Origin of the sequence: Sporosarcina sp. P2 (genome assembly GCF_002743255.1) — a bacterium.
In the GTDB taxonomy this organism is placed as follows: Bacteria; Bacillota; Bacilli; order Bacillales_A; family Planococcaceae; genus Sporosarcina.
Genome location: NZ_PDYY01000003.1, coordinates 246,495 through 268,453 on the forward strand (window position 1 = coordinate 246,495; position 21,959 = coordinate 268,453).

Genomic DNA, 21,959 nt, shown 5'->3' on the forward strand with positions numbered 1-21,959 from the left:
ATTTACAGATAGCACCATAATCATCAACTCCATATACAAGGTGTAGCATCTGGCAAATACGATGAGCTGACATAATTTCGGCAAATTACTGACTTTTCATTTAATCTGAGAGTAAACGGCGTATCATTTCTTGTCCTGCGTCTTTTGGATAGGATCGGTATAGATGTCCTGATAAGCGAACTGGATCACCGAAGAAATACCGTTCATATTGCGTTTGTCTTGTGCCGAACGAACTCATCGTCAAATCCCAAGCCAACCGAAATAGTTGTACACGTTCTAACGCGGTTTTCGTAGCACCTTGTAGGTACTTTGTGAGATCAGGTTGAATAGCCGAATGGAAATCCTTATCGGTAGGTAGCGCAACCATCCCACTCGCTCCAATTAGCTGAATGATTTCACTAAAACGCGGATAGACTTTGGGGAAAATATTGCTAGCTATTTGAAGTGGTATCGCACTTGGACACATATAACCCCATTGATCGGGTAATGCATCGGCTTCGGATTTATCTCGCAAGGCTTTCATCGTTTCGAGCCCTATAATTATTTCAGACAATTTCTCTTGAATGTGGAGATATTCCGCTATATTAATCGTTTGGACGAGTTGCTCTGCCAAATTTAATATGAACTCCGTCTTGACGATCTGTCTCGTAATGACTTGATGGGTAGCAAATGGATGAAATGAACTCATTGAGAAAAATTCTGAAGCTACTTCCTTATTGTGATGAAAGAATACACGCTTCCACGGGACGAGAACATTATCGAAAACAACTATAGCATCCATCTCTTCAAACCGTGAACTCAGTGGGTAATTAAACGTAGAATTCCCGCCTACAAATGATTCCCTGCAAAGAAAACGTAAACCTTCTGTACTGGAAGGAATGGAAAAGGCGAAAGCTTCATCAGGATCCCCAAGAAATGAAGGCGTGCTGAACACCAACACTTCATCCGTCACGCCGCCCTGTGTGGCTAGTAGCCTTGCTCCTTTAATGATGAGCCCTGCAGATGTCTTGCCTACAATCTTCGCGGAGATCGGTTCATCTGACGTATTAAAGGCATTCTGTGATCGGTTGATCTGCGGTGTAATAAAGGTGTGAGTAAAAGATAGATCTTCTTCTCGCGCACGTTCATACAGCGCTTGAATATGTTCTGGAAAACAGTTTTCTTTGCCGAGCAAGTGAGGGGAAGAAGAGGCAAAGCTCATGATCACAGTATTGAGGTAATCTGGACTTCTACCAAGTAAGCCACAGGAAAGTCTTGCCCATTCTTCTGTCATAACTCTTCGTTTCTGCAAATCCATTTTAGTTTTCGGTTGTAAGTAAGAAAGTCCAATTGGCTCGTTTGTGACTGGTGAGGCGTATGTCATGAGAGCCTTATGTGCAGGTGATAATTGTAAATTATACAGAGAAGCCTTTGTTTCAATAAGCCCTCTAAAGGCTGGATGTTTAGAAATAGGTCCTTTTAATTGCTGTCCATCTAGCCAAATCTCCGCGTCCTGCTCATTTATTCTACGCACAAACTCGTTGCCATTTATAGCACCCATACCATTCCTCCTGAATTTTCTAGTTGGTATAGTATATTATGAAACCTTCAAGGATGATCAAAATGTTCTCAGGCAGAACAATAGGTAATAGTTTTGATACAATACAGAAAGAGTACATAGGGAATGTATCCAGATCAGCGAAAGGCGTGTGTATATTGAATAAAGAAATGGTAATGAAGTATATTGTGGCGTGCACAAATCTATATGGGATTGTGCCTATTGAAAAAGTAATGGAGATTTACAATGATCAAAATGAAGAGAAGATTTCATTGGATGAAGTGGAAAGATTATTGCAAACTAAGCGAGTGAAAGAGAAACTAGAGGAGAGCTTCGTCTATATTCAATCAAACGAATTTGTAGCTGAAGCGACAAGCGAAGAAGCCGAGAAGGACAACCTAAGACAAAACGCAGCTAGAAAGCCGTATTATATACCTGGAAGAGAAGAATTATTGTGTTTCATTGACGAGGAGTATGTACAAGAAACGCCCGAGCAATTACTAGTGAAAAATATGTTAAAAGAGGATTTCGGTGATCGATTGGATGTAGACGCAGAAGTCTCAGAATTAGTATATAATTTGCAAGTAAGTGGCGGTGACTTCATGATGGAACTGTCCTCATTTATATCCCGTCTGGAGCTGCCTATTAAAGAATCCGAGCACTATATTCCTGCGATTGTCGCAGTAGCGGATACGACTAGATTATGGGAAAACCGTGGACATACTACGAAAGAATTACAGCAATACTAATTAGTTCATTTAAATAGACAATGCTCAACCTAGCAAGATAGAATAAGGGTACATTAAACACTTGGGAGGATATCATTCATGACTTTAAAAGAATTAACTGCAAAAGAAGTACAAGAGCAACTAGAAAGTGGTAAAGAATTGAATATCATCGATGTACGCGAGGATGACGAGGTAGCGGAAGGTATGATTCCAGGCGCAGAACACATCGCCCTCGGTAATCTGCCAGTCGAAATGCATGACTTGAATGCTGAAATACCTTACATTCTCGTATGCCGTTCAGGCGGCAGAAGCGGTCGTGCGCAAGAGCTTATGGCTGACGAAGGCTTTGATGTAACAAACATGGTAGGCGGCATGCTAGCGTGGGAAGGTCAAACAAAATAATATACGAATCCAAAGCTGTCGTAAGAAGTGAAAACTTCTTACGACAGCTTTTTTGTGCGCACTTTCATCTGTACGGAGTAATGTTTGCTAACTCCAGGGTATACACACGCTTATCGCTTTACTTGTATTTCCAAAAAAACGTCATTCGCTAACAGATCTCACAGTTCTAATGTAGGGAAAGAAGCATAAGGAAAGTGGGTATCAGCTAGAGCGGATTGAAGTCCTGTGAATCTTCCTAAGCTTAGTGTAACGATGCCTTTGCCCTCGCAGATACCAATCTGTAGCTTAGCTTAATCCAATTAATTATCAACTCTAAACTTCCCGTCATGTACTAGATAGACATAACCTGAAAAGACCAAGCGTATAGTGAAAGAAAAAGGCGGTGTCTGTATGAAAAAGTGGCTTGTGGCAGTGATGCTAATCATTTTCTCATTAGGTGGAGTGTTATACGGCGTCAAAGCATCCGATCGTGGCTTTTTTCTGCCCTCAGAACTCGGTGGGGTAAGCATTCTCATTGATCCTGGACATGGTGGGGAAGACGGAGGTGCTTCGGCAGGTGAACTCATTGAAAAAGATATTACGTTAAACATTTCTCATGAAGTAAGTAAACTATTGAAGAAAAAAGGAGCAACTGTTGAAATGACTAGGGAGAAAAGCGGCGATGCAGTTGCAGAACATGCACCCTCCGAGACGTTCACTTCGTTGAGAAGCAGAAAGTTTGCAGACTTGAAACTACGTGAAAGCATGGCAGTAGAATCAAAGCCGGACATGTTTATCAGCGTACACGTTAACGCAATTCCAGAAGAACGTTGGAGAGGGGCGCAAGTATTTTATCATCCGGGCGGCCATCCTGATGGTAAGCAACTAGCGACTTCCATCCAATTTGAACTGCGTGATCAGTTGAAAAATACCGAACGGGAAGCGATGAAAATCACAGGAGTCTACTTGTTGAAAAAAGTACCGGTTCCAGCTGTATTAGTAGAAACAGGCTTCCTATCCAATCCGGAAGAAAGAAAATTGTTGGCAAATAAATCGTATCAGAAAAAAATAGCAGCGGCGATTGTAGATGGAATTGTAAAATATCAACTTGCTGAAGAGCAATAATGCATATGACGGTTGGGTGAATAGGGAATATGATATACTAAAAAGGAGTGAATGAATTCAGTAAGGAGTGTTACATGTGATTAATGAACAACAAGTCCGTGAACTGATTGGCGCATTGGAAGATCCGTTTTTACATAAAACATTGGCAGAAACGAATGGTATTGTGGGTGTAACCATTAAACCTGAGAAAGAACACGTCAGTGTTAAAGTCGCGATTGCGAAAGTGAATACCGGAGAGCAATTGACGCTACAATCAAAAATAGTTGAAGTGTTGAAAGATGCAGGAGCAGACTCTGTAGGCATACGATTTGAAGAGTTGCCTAAGGAAGTATTAGAGCAATTCCGTGGTACAGTTACGGAAGCGGAAGCACAAGATATCTTATCCCCTGTATCCAATATTGAATTTATTTCGATTGCATCTGGTAAAGGCGGCGTTGGGAAATCTACTGTCTCCGTCAACTTAGCAGTAGCCTTGGCCAGACGTGGCAAAAAAGTTGGTTTGATCGATGCAGATATTTATGGATTCAGTGTGCCGGATATGATGGGGATTACAGCTATGCCTGAAGTTCGAGAAGATCGTATCATGCCAGTGGAACGTTTTGGCGTAAAAGTGATTTCGATGGGTTTCTTTGTTGAAGATAACGCACCAGTTGTATGGCGTGGACCTATGCTTGGAAAAGTGTTGGATCAATTCTTCCGTGATGTGGACTGGGGCGAGTTAGATTACTTGTTGCTCGACTTACCACCAGGGACAGGTGACGTAGCGCTTGATATTCATCAAATGATTCCCGCATCCAAAGAAATCGTTGTGACTACTCCTCACCCAACTGCGGCATTCGTTGCAGCACGTGCGGGAGCGATGGCATTACAGACTGAACATGAACTACTCGGTGTGATTGAAAATATGTCTTGGTTCGCATCGGAAGCAACAGGCGAGAAAGAGTATGTCTTTGGTCAAGGTGGCGGTGTTCGTCTTTCTGAAGAACTTCGTACAGAATTATTAGGCCAAATCCCTCTCGGTCAACCAGACTGGAATGAAACGGATTTTGCACCTTCTGTTTATGCGGAAGATCATCCGATAGGGAAAATCTATTTAGACGTTGCCGATACAGTAATCAAAAAAACGAAAAAGTAATAAGTAACAGACGAAGAAAGAATTATTTTCCTTCTTCGTCTGTTTTTTGTCCTTTACCACCATCCTTGGAAGATCCCTCCGCAGCACCTTTACCTGCCTTCATGATGAGTTCTTGCCACTTCGCTTGCATTAAAGGGCTATTAATTGTATCTTCTATGGCCTTCTCCATCTCTTTCTTCAACGTTGCGGAATTCACGATGTTCTCCATTTGTTTCATCATGTCAGGTTGACCAAAAAATTTTTCCAATTCCTTTTGAAAAGAAGCGTCTGCCATCAAATCTTTCATGATATCCGCTTGTTGTTTTTTCATGCTCTTTGCGATGGATTCAGTAAATTTAGGATCTTCAAAAGCTGTTTTCCAAAAACGTTCTCCTTCTTTAGAAAGCAATACATTCTCAATGCTCTGTTTGACTTCTGGTTGTTCAAGTACTAATAACTCCCTGAACTCTGGATCGGTCATCAATTTACGAAGTGCTTTTTTTCCGTCTTCCGTCTGGATTGCATCTGTCATCATCTTTTTCATCTCATCATAGCTTGGTGCTGATTGATGAGTTCCGCTGCAACCCGTTAGGAATAGAAGGAATAGAAAAAGAACTGCAAATTTTTTCATTCCACTCAACCTTCCACTTGTATTTTCATTTATTGTTCACAATATAAGAAGGAATATGCATGAATCGTTCAATGAAATAGATTTTTTTGTCGATCGTTGATACACTAGGTTAGACATGATAAAAAGGGGAACAGTGCTGTGACAATACGAAATTGGGTTAAATTTTTCTTACGCGCAATGGCAATTGGTGGGGCGATTACAGCGATTGTCGGTCTAATTGTACGTTGGGACTTTTTCTATGGATACTTACAGGCAGGCGAGATATGGCAATTTCTTGGTGCCTTTTTATGGATGATTTTCTTAGGGTTTACGATGAGTGTAGTGGCGCAAATGGGCTTCTTCGCCTATTTGACCGTTCATCAGTTTGGCGTGAATATGTTCCGTACCCTGACGTTATGGAACTGGGTTCAACTGTTGATCATAGTAGTCGTGCTGTTTGACTTAGTCTTTTTCCGTTTCCAATTAACGAAAGCAGATACGAGTCGTACGGTTCTGTATATTTTCTTACTGTTTACCTTGATTACAGTATCCGTAGTGACAGCGTACTTCAAAGCACAGTGGACGAAAAAACATGCGTTAATTTCTGCATTATTTTTCATGATTGTTATCACGACGCTTGAATGGTTGCCGGCACTTATGGTTACATCTGGTAACAAAGATGAATGGGTAACAATTCTTTTATTTCCGCTACTCGCAGTGAATGCGTATCAATTACTAGTATTGCCTAAATACAATAAACAATCCGATATTGATAAGGAAAAGCTAGATGAACGCAGAAATGAAAGAAAAAAGACGAAGAAACAAGCAAAGAAATCCCAAAAAAACTGATAGGAGAAAATCTCCTGTCAGTTTTTTATTGTGGAATTTTCTTTGTTTTTACAGTTGTCCGAAATAATAGATCCTCTACGGATTGAAAAGTACGACTGGCAAGTAGTCGTTTTACATCTGCCGTGGCGACGTGTTCATTAAGAGTGTATGGAACGACAATGATTTCTCCCTTAGAAGCCTTCGGTAGTGTGCCGCCAGACCACTGGATAGTAGATCCCAGGGCGTTTATTTCCGCTTCACTCAATTCTTGCAGTAGTGCCAAGGGGAATTCTTCATCTGTCGTACGGAACCAAAGAGGGCGCGTGTTAAACAACTCTTCAAACGTTTGAAGCTGTTTGCTTAAAAGCCCGGGATTGCTTTCATACTGTTGACCCTCGGTACCAAGTAATGCGACAGGCAAAGATCGCTGTTTAATCTGTTCTGTAATGTGGGGGAAGCGTGAAGCCCAGTCACTATCAATAAACAATAAAGGATAGGGCTGCGATAAATTTTCAAGAAGTTCCTCCACTTCTTTTTCACCAAATGAAATATTAATGGTCAATGCTGAACCTTGTGTACCTTTCACTATTACTGCAGGTTGTTCAGTCAATCGGAAAACTGCCTTCAAAGTTGAAGAAGGCTTGGTCAATTGGGGAATAACAGCTAGGAATATTGCAGTTAATACAAAAAGGAAGAGAAGTTTTTTTATCATGCCAATCTCCTTCATTATGTGAAATCTAAACTATTATATGAAAAACCCTTGACGTCTATGACTATGACCACTATAATTAAAAAAGCTTGAGTGATTCAAAAGTATTTGTTGCACAGAGTCAGCAATCATGCTATAATGGTTTTTGTCGTCAGGCGTACTAAATATATTATTATTCCGCAGTAGCTCAGTGGTAGAGCAATCGGCTGTTAACCGATCGGTCGTAAGTTCGAGTCTTACCTGCGGAGCCATTTTTTATGCTTCCATAGCTCAGCAGGTAGAGTGCTTCCATGGTAAGGAAGAAGTCGCCGGTTCGAGTCCGGCTGGAAGCTCCATGAACATTTTCATGGCCCCTTGGTCAAGCGGTTAAGACACCGCCCTTTCACGGCGGTATCACGGGTTCGAATCCCGTAGGGGTCACCATTTACTTATTTAAAGCAAAGCTTAGCAAAAATTTAACACGGTGGGGTAGCGAAGTGGCTAAACGCGGCGGACTGTAAATCCGCTCCCTCCGGGTTCGGCGGTTCGAATCCGTCCCCCACCACCATGTTTTTTTACCTTAAGACAAATATAGTCAGCTATACATTGGGGTATAGCCAAGCGGTAAGGCAACGGACTTTGACTCCGTCACTCGTTGGTTCGAATCCAGCTACCCCAGCCATTGTACCCATGCACTTACAATTTAATAGTAAATATGTCGAATCCTTATTATTTTAAAATGATAAAGGGTTTTTTTTCGTCCAATTACTTAATCATATAGAATAATTGGAATTATCATGTATAATAAATGGTAACATGTATAGGTAATTTATCTTCTATAAGTAATGAAAAAATAACCAGATATAGGGATTGTGATATAGCAATGCAAGAATTTTTAAACGGTATGGATACATTTGTGAAGTCTAGTAGTGAAAAGGAATTACAAAAGGTTCTTAGTGATATTGCCTATACACTAGAACAGGCTGCCATTGTCGCAATTACTGACTCAAAAGGAACGATCCAATATGCAAATGAACACTTTGAAAAAATTTCAAAATACTCGAGAAGAGAATTAATTGGTGCTAATCAACGTATTGTAAACTCAGGTCACCATGATGCAGCATTTTTTAAAGACATGTGGTCAACGATTGGGGCGGGCAATACTTGGCGTGGCGATATATGTAATCGTGCGAAGGATGGATCAACGTATTGGGTAGACACAACGATCGTTGCATTTTTAAATGATAAAGGAAAACCTTACCAATATATTGCAATTCGTTATGATATTACCGAGAGAAAGAAAATGGAACTAGAAATACGAAAAAATGCAGATCTTTACGAAATTATTACAGACAATGCATCTGACTATATTGCGATAATTGATCGACAAGGGACTTTTTACTATGTTTCTCCTTCTTTTCAGAAACTTCTTGGACATTCGGTGGATGAACTATACTCCGATTCCTTCTTTTCCTATATCTGTAAGGAAAATCGCCAACAGGTAAAAAAGAAAATTATACAATTTGGGGGATATCAACGCCAAGCATTAAATGTAGAGTACTCTTTTTTAGATAGTAAAAAGGGTCTGCATATTATGGAAGCGAAAATTGATAAAGTGAAAGAAACAGTTGAATATGAAGATAAACTGTTAGTCGTCATGCGAGATGTCACAGAACGTGTGAAATCAGACGAAAAAATCAAATATCTTGTCTACAATGATCAACTAACTTCCTTAATGAATCGAAATTCGTTTAGAGAACAGATGGCACTAGCATTTGAAAGAGCGCGTACACGCAAGCAAGTATTTGCTCTCGTACATATAAATATTGATCGTCTACGCCATGCAAATGATTTACTTGGGCATGAAGCGGGAGACTATTTATTGGCAATGGTTGGAGAACGATTGAAAAAGAGGACCGGTCCTGAAAGTCTATTAGCTCGTATTGCGGGTGATGAATTTGCATTCATTATATCCGGATTGAAAGACGAAGAGGAGTTCTATAAACATGCGGAAGATATTCGTATCTTTTTGGAACAACCTATTCAAGTCGGAAAACAATTCTACACCTTGTCAATAAGTTGCGGTGTTTCTATCTATCCTGAACACGCCAATCAGCCTTCCGAATTGGTCACTAAAGCTACATTAGCATTAGGTAAGGTCAAGTTACACGGTGGCGGAGATACGGAAATGTACAAGCCGGGTACTTCAAAGATGTCATTAGAGCGAATTTTGTTGGAAAATGAATTACGTAAAAGCGTGCAACAACAACATTTTTATCTTGAGTACCAGCCAAAAGTACTACTGGATACCGGTGAGTTGACTGGCGTAGAAGCACTGGTTCGTTGGAAACATCCTGATTTAGGCGTGATTCCGCCTGATAAATTCATTCCACTCGCTGAGGAAACGAAAATCATCATACCACTTGGAGAATGGATTTTACGGGAAGTGTGTAAACGCGCACAAATAGAACTCGCAGCAGGTGTTAGATGCCGGTTTGCTGTGAATGTCTCAACAGTTCAAATGAGAGAAGAAGACTTTATTGACACCGTTTTGAATATTATTAAAGAATTTCGCGTACCGCCGGAGATGCTAGAGCTGGAATTGACAGAAAGCTCATTTATGGATACGGAAGGCATGAAAGAATCCATTCAAAGACTTCGAAGCAAAGGGATTACTGTTGCCATTGACGACTTCGGCACAGGTTATAGTACATTCAGTTATATTAAAGAACTCCCAGCTGATACGTTGAAAATTGATAGATCATTTGTACGAGATATATTAGAAAATGTAAACAGTCAGGCTATAGTGAAAGCGATTGTGACTCTTGCCGATACAGCAGGGTTGAATGTAGTGGCAGAAGGAATAGAATTGCAAGAGCAGGCCAAAATGCTCTACAACTTAGGATGCCGCGAAGGACAAGGCTATTACTTCGGCCGACCGATGTCACTAGAAGATGCGAAAAAAATAGGATAATACCGTTCTAGTCGAAAATATGAAGATTAGGTGGGAGGATTAGCCATGCGCAAATTAAACATTTCTTTAATCGGGGTACCCGTGGATTTAGGTCAGAATCGACGTGGAGTGGATATGGGACCGAGCGCGATTCGATATGCAGGAGCAGTAGATCGTCTCCAGGCATTGGGTCATCACGTAATGGACGAAGGAAATATTTCTGTTTCTCCTATTCATGATGTATCGTGTAATGAAGTAGGATTGAAGAACTTAACAGAAGTGACTGAAGCGGCTGAAAAGCTTGCCGCGACAGTTTCGGCTATTGTAAAAAACAAGAAGTTTCCATTGGTGCTTGGTGGAGATCATAGTATCGCAATAGGGACACTTGCAGGATTGGCAGAACACTATAAAAACCTTGGCGTTATTTGGTACGATGCGCATGCTGATATGAATACAAGCGAAACATCTCCGTCAGGAAATATCCACGGTATGCCGCTCGCGGTTAGTATGGGACTGGGGCATGAGCAATTGGTGAATGTGCATAGTGAGGGAGCAAAAATCAATCCCCGAAACGTGGTAATTATCGGAGCACGCTCAGTAGATCCTGGTGAAAGACAAATAATTAAAGAAAAAGGCGTAAAAGTATTTACGATGCATGAAATTGACCGTTATGGAATGTCAGCGGTGATACAACAAACACTTGAATATTTTGCTTCAAGACAAGTAGATGGTGTTCATTTGTCATTGGATTTGGACGGTTTGGATCCGTTATATACACCGGGGGTAGGAACGCCTGTGCCAGGAGGGATCACATACCGCGAAAGTCATTTAGCTATGGAATTACTGGAAGATGCAAATGTCATTACATCCGCGGAATTTGTTGAGGTAAATCCTGTGCTTGACGAGTACAATAAGACGGCTGATGTAGCAGTCGGATTGATGGGATCATTATTTGGTGAAAAACTACTATAATTTATTGAAGTGATTAAAGCCTGCAGGTTTTAATCACTTTTTCTATTGTGGAAATGACTATCACTGATGGCGAGATTAATGATAAAGTAGAGATGAGCATACTAAATGAAAAAAGTGAAACTAAATGTAGTTTCTAACGTATATAGAGGGACAGCCGCATAAGAGCGGAGAGTGAAGCCTATTGGACGAATTAATTAACAAACGGGTAAAAGAAGTTTTACACGGTAATCAGGAAGCTTTTGAGGAAATCGTCATTCATTTTCAGCACCGCCTATATCAAGTGTGCTACCGAATGTTAAACAACGCGGCAGAGGCAGAAGATATTGCGCAAGAAGCCTTTGTGCGCGCTTATGTAAACTTGGAAACCTATGACCAAAAGCGGAAATTTTCTACATGGTTGTACCGCATTGCGACCAATTTGTGTATTGATCGCATTCGTAAGAAAAAACCCGATTACTACTTGGATGCTACAATTCCAGGAACTGAAGGCTTGGATATGTATTCACAAATTGCAGCAGTGCAAAAATTACCGGAAGAAGAAGTAGAAAAGATGGAAATGAAAGATCGTATTCAATATGAAGTAAACAGGCTGCCCGATAAATACCGCACGATTATTATTTTACGATATATGGAAGACCTACAGTTGCAGGAAATTGCTGACATTTTGGAGATGCCACTTGGTACAGTGAAAACACGAGTACATCGAGGGCGAGAAGCACTTCGGCAACAAATGGGGAGTATGTAGGAGGTTAGATTCATGGGAAAATGTCCTAAACATGTTGTCCATTATATGCATGCGTTTCTAGATGGTGATATCACCATTGAGGATGAACAAGTTATGAACGAACATTTGAAAATATGTGAAGAGTGCAGAGAAACGTTTGAGGAACTAGGGCAAACTGTTACTTTATTTAAGGGTGTAGATACAGTGGAAGCGCCCCCTGGATTTGTCAATGGCGTGACTGCAAGATTGCCGAAACAGACAATTAAAAAAGGTCCAAGTAAGTGGCTTCGTCAACACCCGTTTATAGTGGCGGCCGCGATGTTTTTATTGCTGATGAGTACATCTTTCTTCTCGAGTTTTGAAAATGAGCAGCAGTTTTCATTTACGAAACAGCCTAATTTAGTAGTTGAAGGGGAAACGGTTGTGGTACCGGCAGGAAAAACGGTGGTTGGAGATCTTGTTGTGAAAAATGGAGACCTTCGAATTGAAGGAGAAGTCGATGGTAATGTCACAGTCATTAGGGGCTCTAAGTATATGGCTTCAACAGCCGTTATAACTGGATCAAGTGAAGAAATCAATGAGATCTTTGATTGGTTATGGTATAAGATGAAGTCTATGGCAAAAGAAATTATCCCGGCATCGAAGGATCAAAAGCTTGAAAATGAATGATAAAATAGATTTTCAAAGTGATGCGGCTTGAGAGCTTATGCATCACTTTTTTGGTTTTCATTCAGAGGTACGATACCTTTTAGTTGACCATGTTAGTTGGTAATTATGTTATACTAAATATATAAGAACTTTCTTAAAAGGTAGGGGAAGCACATGCCGGGTTTGGAGCAAGCAACAACGTTAGCACCAATAGAAATACTAAAAAATATTGTGGATGTGCTTCTTGTTTGGTTCGTACTCTATAAATTAATTACCATTATTAAGGGAACAAAAGCTGTCCAATTACTAAAAGGTATTTTTGTGATTTTAATTGGTCGCTATATTACGGAATGGCTCGGTTTGAAGACGCTTCAATGGATGATGGAAGAAGTACTTCGATTTGGTTTTTTGGCCGCGATCATTATATTCCAACCTGAACTTCGTCGAGCATTAGAGCAATTGGGACGGGGCAGACTCTTTGCGCGGACTGCTATGCAGGAAGAAGAAGAACGTGACCGTTTGATTGAAGCATTCGTCAAATCCGTTAGTTATATGGCAAAGCGACGTATTGGGGCGCTTATTACGATTGAGAAGGAAACGGGTCTTAGTGAATATATCGAAACAGGCACCCCGATGAATTCACATATTACTTCCGAACTTCTTATCAATATATTTATTCCAAACACACCACTACATGACGGTGCAGTCATTGTGACGAAAAACCGTATTGCTGCCGCGGGTTGTTATTTACCACTGTCGGAAAGTCCGTTTATTTCCAAAGAGCTAGGGACGCGACATCGTGCTGCGCTTGGAATAAGTGAGGTCACTGATTCGGTAACCATCATCGTATCAGAAGAAACGGGTGCTATAAGTCTGGCTGCAGATGGGGAAATTAACCGGAAGCTGGATATCGAGGAATTCGAAAAATTATTACGTATTTCCTGGTTTGGTAACACCACAGGACAAACGGATACTTCTCTATGGAAGTGGGGGAAGAGAAAAAATGGATAAATTCATGGATAGCCCCTGGTTTCTGCGACTGACTGCCTTGTTTTTAGCAATTATGTTGTTTTTTTCAGTAAAAGCGGAGAATCAATCCAGTCGTAATACAATAGGCGATGTGTTCGATCTTATGCAAGACGTTCCCGTGGAAGTATATTACGATACGGAAAATTTAGTAGTAACCGGAGTACCTGACGTGGTCAATATGACAATTGAAGGACCCGCTCAAATTGTACAGACTACTAAATTGTTAAAGGATTTTACATTGAAATTAGATTTACAAAACTTGACACTTGGTGAACATAGCGTACGTATACAAGCAGAAAATTTATCAGATAAACTGGATGTTCGACTTGATCCTGCAACGGTTACTATAAATATTGAGGAAAAGGTAACTCAATCATTTCGTGTCGATCCGGAGATGAATACGAGATTACTAGCGGAAGGTTATGAAGTGAAAAGCATGGGTGTCCGACCCTCTTCGATTAATGTTACAGGTGCGAAGAGTGTGGTGGATGCGATTAGTTTCGTAAAAGTTTCTATTACCAATGACGGTAGCCTAGATAAACCTTTTGAGCAAAAATCACGTGTTCGGGTATTGGATCGCGACTTGAATAAGCTATCCCTTGCGTTGGATCCTGAGGAAGTCACGGTCAAAGTAGATATTCAGGAATATAGTCGTGAAGTTCCGTTGAAATTGCAACAAAAAGGACAATCTTCAAGTGGAATAACTATTGAAAGTGCAGCACCCGATGTTCAATTCATTCGCATATACGGTCCTAAGAGTATAGTGGATGCAATTAAAGAAATTCCAGTAGAACTAGATATAGATAAAATAGTTAAGTCCGGCAAAGTGGAAGTAGATGTAAAAAGTCCTGAAGGAATTACGAAAGTGACACCTGCCAAATTGAAAATTCAGGTGAAGGTTTCAGGCGATACTTCCGACGTATCGAAAAAGACGGATGATAATAAAAAATCATAAGACTCGTAACAAACGTGATCTACTAAGATGAGATCGAAAGGAAGAATACAACATGACACAGTATTTTGGAACAGATGGCGTCAGAGGTGTAGCGAACGAAGAACTGACACCTGAATTAGCATTTAAATTAGGCAGAATCGGTGGATATTTATTCACTAAAGATGCAGAAGAAAAAGCAGAAGTACTAGTAGGAAGAGATACACGCATTTCTGGTTTAATGCTTGAAAATGCCTTAATAGCAGGCCTATTGTCTGTTGGTGTGGAAGTCATGAAATTAGGCGTAATTAGTACACCGGGCGTAGCCTACTTAACACGTGTCATGAGCGCACAAGCAGGTGTTATGATTTCAGCATCACATAATCCGGTTGAAGATAATGGAATTAAATTCTTTGGAGAAACCGGCTTTAAATTAACGGATGCACAGGAAGAAGAATTCGAACAACTACTAAATGCAGAAGAAGATACATTACCTCGTCCAGTTGGTGGAAATGTTGGAACTATAACGGAATACTTTGAAGGTGGTCAAAAGTATATTCAATATCTGAAACAAATTGTCGATGAGGATTTTGAGAATATCCATGTGGCGCTTGATTGCGCACATGGTGCTACTTCGGTCTTGGCAACCCATGTATTTGCAGATTTGGACGCAGACTTGACTACAATGGGGGCTTCTCCAAATGGATTGAATATCAATGACGGCGTTGGATCTACACACCCTGAAGCACTTGCAGCACTTGTAGTAGAAAAAAGTGCGGATATCGGACTGGCATTCGATGGCGATGGTGATCGTCTTATTGCAGTGGATGAAAAAGGAAATATTGTCGACGGTGACCAAATTATGTTCATTGTAGCCCGATATTTACATAGCAAAGGCAGATTAAAATCAGATACTATCGTCTCTACTGTGATGAGCAATCTAGGTTTCTATAAAGCACTAGAGGAATTTGGCATGAAGAGTGTCCAAACCGCTGTAGGCGATCGGTATGTCGTAGAAGAGATGCGTAAAAATCATTATAATCTTGGCGGTGAGCAATCAGGCCACATTATCTTCATGGATTACAATACAACGGGTGATGGCTTACTGACAGCATTGCAACTTGTGAACATCATGCAGCAAACAGGTAAAAAACTTTCTGAATTAGCTAGCGAAATGAAAGTGTATCCACAGAAACTTGTTAATATTCGTGTAATGGATAAATATGCGGTAATGGATAATATGCGTATTGTCGGAGTTATTAACGAAGTCGAGAAAGAGATGAACGGACAGGGAAGAGTACTTGTACGTCCTTCGGGGACAGAGCCTCTTGTTCGTGTAATGGTCGAATCTGAAACAGAAGCACAATGTGCAGAATATGCAGATCGGATATCACAAGTAGTAAAAGAGGAAATGGGTCTAGAGTAAATATACGTGTGGGCTGGTAATAGGAAATTCTATATTACCAGCTCTCTTTTTATAGAAGTAGAATACCGGCGAATCAGATATACAGGACGAAATGGGAATGCTTCCGCTGAACGGAGAGGAAAACAGTGAGTCAAAATAAATATCAGAAAATGCTTGCACAACGTACAGAGAATATCTTTGAAGAGTGGAAAGCGCGGGGTAGTTTAACGGAAAGGGAGTTATATTACTTTCTTCATAAATTGAAGGGAACATCCGGTACAATTGGATTGCAACAGTTGTCTCTCTTTTGTGCGTCACAATTGGAGATTCTGACGTCTTCCAACGATCAGAAAATACCCGTTTCTTCATTAGAAAATTTGAAGAATCGTATTCGATCGCATTTTGATACTACTATTGCTGTGAAAAAAGAAGAATTTCAATTACCTGATCGCTATGTTAACCGTCTTGATCAAGAAACGTTTGTTTTAATAATTGATCAAGATTTAGAGTTCGTATCCTATCTAAAAGAGTTGCTTGAGAAGCTTGGGGCTCAAGTTATTATTTCATTGAATGGGAAGCGTGGAATTGAACAATTTTACTCTATGAGGCCAAGTATTGTAATCATAGATGCAAAGTTGCCTGATATGACAGGCTTTGAAGTATTGGATCAAATTGCAGAACCCGCGCGGCAAAAAAATACGACATTAGCCATCTCGAGTGAAGAAGTCACGAAAGAAATTCTGATTGAAACGTATCGAAGAGGTGCTATGGATTTGATATCTAAACCTTTTGATATGGATATCTTTTTCCCTTATTTGTTCAATCGACAATTGCGTCAGCATGCGGTTAGTAGCAGTATGATTACAGATAGTTTGACAGGTGTTGGTAATCGACGCTACTTCGACGAGACCATCAATACGTTGGCTAAAAAAGCTGATCAATCTGAAGCGGTTTTCTCGCTGGTCATAATAGACTTGGATCACTTCAAACAAGTAAATGATCTGTATGGTCATCCAGCGGGTGATGAAGTTCTACGGAAGTTTGGCGAAATCATCAAAGAGGAAAAACGCGAGGGCGATTATGTATGTCGTTATGGCGGGGAAGAGTTCGCTTTATTATTTTGTAATAGTAAAGCAGAAGATACTGTGCATGCCGTTGAGCGGATTCGAGCCAAATTCAATAACACTATATTCACATCCGGTGATGAGACATTCCAAGTAACTTTTTCAGCGGGCAGTGCGACGTATGAGGGAAATACTGCAAACATGATATCCGCTGCAGACCAAGCTCTTTATGAGGCGAAGCGTTCAGGGAGAAACCAAACGGTGATTTACGACCAGAGAAAACGGGTAGTAAAACGGAAATTGATTGTCATTATCGTTGACGATGATTCATTCATCAGACAAATCCTTCAGCAAACCTTGCTGGAGTTAAAATCCCCAGATATCGATATTACAGTTAAGACATATGCTGATGGCCCTTCGTTTCTGGAGGATGATTGGTACAGCCCGGATGCTTATTTCATCGTATTACTGGATGGTGTCATGCCAAAAATGGACGGTCTAGAAGTGTTGAGCCGATTAAAGAGTGACCATTCCAAAACAAACGTCACAGTCTCCATGATGACAGCTAGAAAAAGTGCGAATGATATTAAAGCAGCGCTTTGGCTTGGAGCAGATGATTATATTATTAAACCTTTTCAACCGTCGGAAGTGCTCGGAAGAATTGACAAGTTAGCGAATCGTTTATTTGATAAAAGAGAATAGAAGAAGGTGCCCACTTTGATACATGTAGGAAAAAAAGTGTTAGTTGTAGACGATGAAGATATTTTACGTATGTTACTTGCGGATACTTTGGAATTTGAAGGATTTCAAGTAGAAGAAGCAGAAGACGGGGTAGAAGCTTTAGAGAAAATTCAAAGCACTTCATATGACGCCATTCTCTTGGATTATATGATGCCACGTATGACAGGTTTAGAATTATTAGAGCGTCTACAACCGCTAGAACTGACAACGCCTATTATCATGCTCACTGCGAAGGCACAGCAAGCAGATCAGGACGTTGCTTTAGCAAAAGGGGCTTCTTACTTCGTACCCAAACCCTTTAGCCCAAATGAACTGGCTGAATTAGTCAAATCATTATTTTAATTACAATCTATCCATACAAAATAAAAGAACGTCTTCTCCGTAAAGGAAAAGACGTTCTTTTTAGTTGTTCTCTGGATACAAAATTAGTCCATCAGAACGCTCCATAGTCTCCATGATAATAGTTGATAAATCGCTAAGAGGATAAGGCTTCGTCAAGTATTTACCGACCTGGAATTTCTCCATCAATACAGACTCTTTTTCTAATGAAGAGGATATCACAATTGGGATCGATTTAGTTTTAGTGTGTTCTTTCATTTGGCTTATTAAATCCCAACCATTCTCACCTTCTTCTAATTTTAAATCGACGACGACTGCGGCTGGTTGCATTGCTTCTATACATTCAAATGCCTTGCTAATTTTGGAATGATGAATGACTGAAAATCCATTGCTTGCTAGTTCTTCTCCCAATAATAATGAAATATTTACATCATCTTCTACAATGACAACCAAAGGTTTGTCGTAGTCAATTTTCTCTTTAGGCAACTGCTGTTTCAAAGGAAGGGAAAAGAAAATGGTGGTTCCTTCATTTTCCTCAGAATGTACCCAAATCTGTCCATTATGATCTTGGATAATCTCTCTGCAAATAGATAAACCAAGACCTGTTCCGCCAATTTTTCTGCTGTAACTATTATCAAATCTGTAGAATTTCTCAAATAGATGTTCAATAGTATCTGATGGAATTCCAATGCCTTCATCCGCTATAGAAACGATAACGGCATCTTGTTGATTTAACAGAGAAATATTCACATTTCCGCCGTCAGGTGAAAATTTAATGGCATTGCCAATTAAATTCATGAATACTTGTAGAATGCGGTCATAGTCCCCTCTGACTATAGAAGAATAGGTGAGATCCTGCATCTTTAGCGTATGGTGAGGTGATTGAATCCGTAAATAATCTACGGCCTTTTCAGCTACTTTGCCGACGGATAAGTCCTCCATCGTATAGGATTGTCGCCCTGATTCCATTCGCTGTAAATCTAAGAAGTCATTGATGAGCGCCGTTAATCGGTTTGCTTCGCTATGAATAGTTTCAAGATACCGTTTTTTTCGTTGTTCATCCATATCTTTATTGAGTAAAAGCTCAGAGAATCCAAGGATACTAGATAAAGGTGTTCGTAATTCGTGACTAACAGTTGATACCAATTCTGTCTTCATTTTATTGACTTCATGTTCGTGTGTTATATCACGGTGTACGAAGATCGTACCAACTTTTTCATCTTGAATAACAATTGGGACACTATAAACATTCATTACCCGTGACTCTTGAGAGGGCAATGAAAGTATATATTCGTTAGTAACGAATTCCGTGGATGTAGACCTGATTGCATTATCAAGAAATGCTTTATATTGAACAGGGTCGTCAATTTGACTGAGGAAATACTCTGTCCATTCCTCTCGTGGCCAAGCTTTATATTCTGTTTCAGGTTCCATCCCAAGTAAATTGAATAAGGCTGTATTGTACTTATCATTTTCACTTGTATTTGAAACGAAACGAATGCCTTCGTTAATGTTATCTAAGATACTCTGATTCAACTGACGTTCATGACTAATGAGTTCGTATTGCTCAATACGATCCACTGCGATCGCAATACGTTTGATCAAACCGTACAAATCTTCTTGGTCGTCTTCTGTAAACGGCTTACCGACACGTGAGAGGACAGAAACAACGCTTAACTCGTTAACAACATTGTAGATACCTGTAACGAAATCATAGACGTATGTAATAGTGTCTGCTATTCCTTTTTCATATTCCGCTTCTCTTTTAATAATGAAATAGGGTTCTGTTTCAAGTCGGATTTTTATATACTCTAACCTCTCTTGTTTAATTTCAGTGAAAAACTCTTCTGAAATCCCCTTTAACGTATGAATGTCACTTTTAGGAAACCAAAGAAAACTTAAGTCGGATTGATAGATGTGATTTACATAGCGAGAAGTTTGGTCACATACTTCTTGCTTATCTAACGAGAATGATAATATATGACTCAAACCATTGTATCGTTCCAAACGGACACGGGAAAATCGAGCTTCTGATAAAGCGAATTCCATCTTAGTTTGGCGATTAAATAATTCATCTTGCTGTGTAATCAATTCTTCATTTTGTGAAAGAAGCTCCTGCTCATTCATTTGAATGCGTCCCATCATTTTATGAATGGATTGTGAGAGTGCGCCAATCTCATTCTCTGTCTGAATTGGTTGGAATAGGACAGTGCCTTCAGTTTCATACTGATCTGCTGCGCGCGTGATATCTTCTATCGGCTTGACCACTCGGTTGATAACGCTCCAAAACATAAAGATTGGAATAAGCAAGAAGATAAAGCCGAATAGTGTGATGATCAAAAAGAATGTTTTGGTTTGTTGCATGGTATTATTATATGCATTTTCTAGCTTATCCTTTGAAGAATCTTCATATTCATTAGCATATGTAATGAAGCTATTCACAGCTAAGTTCGTACCACTCTTTGCTAGGGCCTGTAAGCCAGCATAATCGTTCTCTTTTACAAAATGAATAGCATTTGGAAGGGTAACATTTTCATATTCTATTAAGAAATTATCGATTTCGTCAATGATTCGCTGCTCTTCTGCCGTTAATTGGAGGGACTTAAATTCACGGGAATGAGAATGGATGTCCTCAATTGCTTGATAGGCAAAATTTAGTTCCTCTTCTATTTGAAATGCATAGTAACCACGAATCCGAAAGAATAGCTCTTGGATTGAATCGGATATTCCTTCAATCAATATCGACTTTTCTTTTGAGGCTTGCTGTTTATCTTCTAGTTGATCCCAAGAGCTACTAGCAAAGAAATACATGCTACCCATCCCGATAATCGCAACAACTATTGAAGCAATAAATACTTTTATGTATTGTTGACGAATCCCTTTTTTATGCGCCATCCGACTGCCCCTTCCCACTTCCTCATATACTCCTATTCTATCATTTACCTTTAGTATTTACAGATAGAATTTTCAGTTAAAAAATAATGTTTTGGATACGTGGTAGGTTGAATTGCATGCATGAAAATACTAGCCAAAATACGTTGTGTTTTAAGTGAAAATTAAGACAAATTAGCAGACAAGAAGAGGACAGACCTGTAATTTAATAGGTTTGTCCTCTGGCAAGTAATGTATATGTTTACTCAAAAATATATTTTAATGCTAGAACTGCTTGATCTACCGATTCCACCGTAACATGTGCTTTACGGGATAGTTCTTTTAATGGATGGTGATGGTTTTCCTGACGGATCAAAATGAGTGGCTTCCCAAAAGCGACTGCTGCGCTGGCATCCATTGCAGTATTCCATTGTTTGTACTGTTCACCAAATAACGCAACGACAACATCTGATTTTTTCATTAAAATTTCCGTTCGTAAGTTGTTGAGACTTGAAGCCGCGGCATCTTTGAAGATTTTATCCGGCTGTTGTCCTAGAATCTCTTCTCCGATGTTATCCGAGCGGTCATGGTCTTCCATGGGTCCGACAAAGTCTACGGGTAATTGTAGATCTTTTGCTTGTTGTTTGATTTCATCTCGCCAAGATGTATGAATTTCTCCAGCTAGGTATACTGTTAATTGCATGAATACACCTCCTAGTTTGATAGTCTTTATTGTATCATGTATCATGTCTTCCTTCATCAGATGTACTTAAGCAGAAAGAGATCGTGAATATGGTACACTAAATAAAAAAGAGGAGAGATTAGTATATGAATGGACAGAATCGATCAGATGTAAAACCTGGTTTACGAGTAGCCATTATTTTAAAAAAAGATCAACGAAGCGGCGTGAAAACAGAAGGTGTTGTTAAAGATTTATTGACCAACTCCAGTTTTCATCCACACGGTATTAAAGTACGACTTGAAGATGGACAGGTTGGACGCGTGGCAGAAATATTAGGATAAAAAGAGGCTGGGACAAAACCTCAAAAGGTATGAAGGAGAAGACACCTTCATACCTTTTTTAATTCACTGACACTTATTTATAAAGTTTAATTAGTTAGTAATCAAGAGTGTACTGAAGCGGAAAAAGGCCGACTCCTGCGGGATTCAGCGCGAATGTTGAGACCCCGCAGGTAGCGAGAGCCGTTACGAAGGACGGCTTTTGCGATTAAAAGCGGAGCGTTAAGAGCATGTATTTGCACTTAGCGACG

The 21,959-nt window shown here is 39.9% G+C and carries 20 protein-coding genes and 5 tRNA genes; 20 read left to right on the top strand and 5 right to left on the bottom strand.

What is annotated here, in order from left to right:
- Positions 1-100: 100 nt before the first annotated feature.
- Entirely contained in the window at positions 101-1,540 is a 1,440-nt protein-coding gene (gene hpaB / locus CSV67_RS05285; RefSeq protein ID WP_099630560.1) for a 4-hydroxyphenylacetate 3-monooxygenase, oxygenase component, read from the bottom strand.
- 155 nt (positions 1,541-1,695) lie between these two features.
- Between hpaB and CSV67_RS05290 the strand changes: the two genes are divergently transcribed.
- The 4 genes from CSV67_RS05290 (at position 1,696) to CSV67_RS05305 (ending at position 4,906) form a co-directional block, all read left to right on the top strand.
- A complete protein-coding gene (locus CSV67_RS05290; protein ID WP_158232886.1) occupies positions 1,696-2,286 on the top strand; it encodes a hypothetical protein in 591 nt (196 codons plus the stop codon).
- A 78-nt stretch (positions 2,287-2,364) separates the two neighbouring features.
- A complete protein-coding gene (locus CSV67_RS05295) occupies positions 2,365-2,667 on the top strand; it encodes a rhodanese-like domain-containing protein (RefSeq protein ID WP_099630562.1) in 303 nt (100 codons plus the stop codon).
- A 390-nt stretch (positions 2,668-3,057) separates the two neighbouring features.
- Positions 3,058-3,771 (top strand): N-acetylmuramoyl-L-alanine amidase, encoded by a 714-nt coding sequence (locus CSV67_RS05300; protein WP_099630563.1) that lies wholly within the window; start codon positions 3,058-3,060, stop codon positions 3,769-3,771.
- Between the two features lie 76 nt (positions 3,772-3,847).
- Complete coding sequence (locus tag CSV67_RS05305; protein WP_099630564.1) at positions 3,848-4,906, top strand: Mrp/NBP35 family ATP-binding protein; 1,059 nt, start codon at positions 3,848-3,850, stop codon at positions 4,904-4,906.
- Positions 4,907-4,928: 22 nt separating this feature from the next.
- On the opposite strand, the gene gerD is transcribed toward CSV67_RS05305, so the two are convergent.
- Positions 4,929-5,516, bottom strand: a complete 588-nt coding sequence (gene gerD, locus CSV67_RS05310) for a spore germination lipoprotein GerD (RefSeq protein ID WP_099630565.1) — start codon at positions 5,514-5,516, stop codon at positions 4,929-4,931.
- 138 nt (positions 5,517-5,654) lie between these two features.
- Here gerD and CSV67_RS05315 point away from each other — a divergent pair, with 138 nt between their 5' ends.
- A complete protein-coding gene (locus tag CSV67_RS05315) occupies positions 5,655-6,344 on the top strand; it encodes a KinB-signaling pathway activation protein (protein WP_099630566.1) in 690 nt (229 codons plus the stop codon).
- Positions 6,345-6,369: 25 nt separating this feature from the next.
- On the opposite strand, the gene CSV67_RS05320 is transcribed toward CSV67_RS05315, so the two are convergent.
- Positions 6,370-7,035 carry a polysaccharide deacetylase family protein gene (locus CSV67_RS05320; RefSeq protein WP_099630567.1) on the bottom strand — a complete coding sequence of 222 codons (666 nt, stop codon included), beginning with the start codon at positions 7,033-7,035 and terminating at the stop codon, positions 6,370-6,372.
- A gap of 173 nt (positions 7,036-7,208) precedes the next feature.
- On the opposite strand from CSV67_RS05320, the gene CSV67_RS05325 reads away from it, so the two are divergent.
- The 14 genes from CSV67_RS05325 (at position 7,209) to CSV67_RS05390 (ending at position 17,820) form a co-directional block, all read left to right on the top strand.
- Positions 7,209-7,283 (top strand) — tRNA-Asn (locus CSV67_RS05325).
- A gap of 8 nt (positions 7,284-7,291) precedes the next feature.
- A tRNA-Thr gene (locus CSV67_RS05330) sits at positions 7,292-7,367 on the top strand.
- 13 nt (positions 7,368-7,380) lie between these two features.
- A tRNA-Glu gene (locus CSV67_RS05335) sits at positions 7,381-7,455 on the top strand.
- Between the two features lie 39 nt (positions 7,456-7,494).
- A tRNA-Tyr gene (locus CSV67_RS05340) sits at positions 7,495-7,579 on the top strand.
- Between the two features lie 39 nt (positions 7,580-7,618).
- A tRNA-Gln gene (locus CSV67_RS05345) sits at positions 7,619-7,693 on the top strand.
- 201 nt (positions 7,694-7,894) lie between these two features.
- Positions 7,895-9,985, top strand: coding sequence for a sensor domain-containing protein (locus CSV67_RS05350; protein WP_158232887.1), 2,091 nt, complete (start codon positions 7,895-7,897; stop codon positions 9,983-9,985).
- Positions 9,986-10,030: 45 nt separating this feature from the next.
- Positions 10,031-10,936, top strand: coding sequence for an arginase (gene rocF, locus CSV67_RS05355; protein ID WP_099630569.1), 906 nt, complete (start codon positions 10,031-10,033; stop codon positions 10,934-10,936).
- A 181-nt stretch (positions 10,937-11,117) separates the two neighbouring features.
- Complete coding sequence (gene sigW / locus CSV67_RS05360; protein WP_099630570.1) at positions 11,118-11,681, top strand: RNA polymerase sigma factor SigW; 564 nt, start codon at positions 11,118-11,120, stop codon at positions 11,679-11,681.
- A gap of 12 nt (positions 11,682-11,693) precedes the next feature.
- Positions 11,694-12,329: an anti-sigma factor family protein gene (locus CSV67_RS05365; protein ID WP_099630571.1), complete on the top strand. Its 636-nt coding sequence runs from the start codon at positions 11,694-11,696 to the stop codon at positions 12,327-12,329.
- Between the two features lie 153 nt (positions 12,330-12,482).
- Positions 12,483-13,319, top strand: coding sequence for a diadenylate cyclase CdaA (cdaA, locus tag CSV67_RS05370; RefSeq protein ID WP_099630572.1), 837 nt, complete (start codon positions 12,483-12,485; stop codon positions 13,317-13,319).
- A complete protein-coding gene (locus CSV67_RS05375; protein WP_099630573.1) occupies positions 13,312-14,292 on the top strand; it encodes a CdaR family protein in 981 nt (326 codons plus the stop codon). Before cdaA ends, CSV67_RS05375 begins: the two co-directional genes overlap by 8 nt.
- Positions 14,293-14,344: 52 nt before the next feature.
- On the top strand, positions 14,345-15,694 hold the full coding sequence (gene glmM / locus CSV67_RS05380; RefSeq protein ID WP_099630574.1) for a phosphoglucosamine mutase: 1,350 nt from the start codon (positions 14,345-14,347) through the stop codon (positions 15,692-15,694).
- Positions 15,695-15,819: 125 nt separating this feature from the next.
- On the top strand, positions 15,820-17,439 hold the full coding sequence (locus CSV67_RS05385) for a diguanylate cyclase (RefSeq protein WP_099630575.1): 1,620 nt from the start codon (positions 15,820-15,822) through the stop codon (positions 17,437-17,439).
- Between the two features lie 15 nt (positions 17,440-17,454).
- Positions 17,455-17,820 carry a response regulator transcription factor gene (locus CSV67_RS05390; RefSeq protein WP_099630576.1) on the top strand — a complete coding sequence of 122 codons (366 nt, stop codon included), beginning with the start codon at positions 17,455-17,457 and terminating at the stop codon, positions 17,818-17,820.
- Between the two features lie 60 nt (positions 17,821-17,880).
- On the opposite strand, the gene CSV67_RS05395 is transcribed toward CSV67_RS05390, so the two are convergent.
- Together CSV67_RS05395 and CSV67_RS05400 are read right to left on the bottom strand one after the other, a co-directional pair.
- Positions 17,881-20,712, bottom strand: coding sequence for an ATP-binding protein (locus CSV67_RS05395; protein WP_099630577.1), 2,832 nt, complete (start codon positions 20,710-20,712; stop codon positions 17,881-17,883).
- Positions 20,713-20,950: 238 nt separating this feature from the next.
- Complete coding sequence (locus tag CSV67_RS05400) at positions 20,951-21,391, bottom strand: YtoQ family protein (protein ID WP_099630578.1); 441 nt, start codon at positions 21,389-21,391, stop codon at positions 20,951-20,953.
- 125 nt (positions 21,392-21,516) lie between these two features.
- Here CSV67_RS05400 and CSV67_RS05405 point away from each other — a divergent pair, with 125 nt between their 5' ends.
- Complete coding sequence (locus CSV67_RS05405; protein ID WP_099630579.1) at positions 21,517-21,711, top strand: YwbE family protein; 195 nt, start codon at positions 21,517-21,519, stop codon at positions 21,709-21,711.
- Positions 21,712-21,959: the final 248 nt, after the last annotated feature.